Here is a 1,070-nt window from a genome sequence, read left to right on the forward strand (position 1 = left end):
CGGTCGAGACATTGCCGGGGTTCTTGCCGTTCTTGATCGCTTGCGTCGCCGGACAGGCGGCGTCGGCGACGAAGCTGCCGCTCATCTTCACGTCGGCATGCGCGGCCCCGGCCAGCGACGCCGCCAACATGGCCAATCCGAAAACGACACCGATGCGCATGGAGAATCCCCGGCTGAAGAAGTGGGCGACAGACTGAAGCTGTCTCCATGTCAGAATTGCGATATTTTGCTGACCGAACGCAAGAAACATCGTCGCGAAAAGCGGGTTTGCCGGATTGACGCATAATGTGGGCCGGCGCAAACAAAGCCAACGACGACAAAAGCAAGGGCGGGACCAGGCGGCATGTCATTCAGCCAGCAGCGCGTGGTTGCCTCGCCGACCGGTGCCGAGCTCAATCTTTTCGTCAGGCAGGCCGATGGCCGGGCACGCGCCGTCGTCCAGATCAATCACGGGCTAGCCGAGCACGCAGCGCGCTATGCCCGCTTTGCCGATTTTCTTGGCTCGCGCGGTTTCGACGTCTATGTCCACGATCATCGCGGCCACGGCGCGACCAAGGCGTCCGACGCTCCGCTCGGCAGGTTCGCCGACAGGGACGGTGCCGCCAAGGTGATCGCCGACGTCGACGTCATCCATGATCTCATCGCCCGCGAACGGCCAAACAGACCGGTCATCCTGTTTGGCCATTCGATGGGTGCGTCGGTGGCGCTGAACTACCTGTTGCGCCACTCGCCACGCGTTCACGCGGCAGCAATCTGGAACGGCAATTTCTCCCAAGGCCCGCTTGGGCAGCTTGCGCTCGGCATCCTTGCCTGGGAACGGATGCGGCTCGGCTCCGACGTGCCATCGCGCCTGCTGCCGAAACTCACCTTCCAGGCCTGGGGCAAGGCGGTGCCCAATCACCGCACGCTGTTCGACTGGCTGTCGCGCGACGAAGCGGAAGTGGCGAAATACATTGCCGATCCCTTGTGCGGCTGGGACGCTTCGGTGTCGATGTGGCGCGACGTCGTCGGTATGGCGCTGAACGGTGGCAAGGATGCCGGCTTTGCCGGTATCCGGCGCGACCTGCCCG

1 protein-coding gene and 1 pseudogene are annotated in these 1,070 nt (G+C 63.7%); one reads left to right on the forward strand and one right to left on the reverse strand.

What is annotated here, in order from left to right; translation table 11 throughout:
- Positions 1–160: pseudogene (locus tag ENZ74_RS35855) on the reverse strand (ribonuclease); the annotation flags it as partial.
- 183 nt (positions 161–343) lie between these two features.
- Here ENZ74_RS35855 and ENZ74_RS32695 point away from each other — a divergent pair.
- Positions 344–1,070: alpha/beta hydrolase (locus ENZ74_RS32695; protein ID WP_164761439.1), on the forward strand; the 727-nt coding region annotated here is incomplete at its 3' end.

The organism is Mesorhizobium sp. M7A.F.Ca.CA.002.15.2.1 (assembly GCF_003998715.1).
Lineage (GTDB): Bacteria > Pseudomonadota > Alphaproteobacteria > Rhizobiales > Rhizobiaceae > Mesorhizobium > Mesorhizobium ciceri.